This window comes from uncultured Bacteroides sp. (genome assembly GCF_910578895.1).
GTDB lineage: Bacteria > Bacteroidota > Bacteroidia > Bacteroidales > Bacteroidaceae > Bacteroides.
The window spans coordinates 240-457 of the sequence record NZ_CAJTSC010000112.1; the positions used below are offsets into that span (position 1 = coordinate 240).

Sequence of the window (218 nt, forward strand, 5' to 3'; positions counted from 1 at the left end):
GTGTACAATATCGAAGATGAGATAGAGTACACAAAACAATCCATTCTTCAGTTTACCAACGAATCAGAAGGCATTTATACAAGGACGAACGAAGAAGACGGATATATGTGGAACACAGATTTTACTTACCAAGTAAATGGAAAAATCATCACGTTCGACAACATAGCAGGTCCGTGGACAGTGCTGGAATACACAGGAACACACCTCGTAATGGAAGC

1 pseudogene is annotated in these 218 nt (G+C 40.4%); it reads left to right on the plus strand.

Annotation, left to right across the window (positions count from 1 at the left end):
• Positions 1 to 218: pseudogene (locus QZ327_RS14370) on the plus strand (hypothetical protein); the annotation flags it as partial.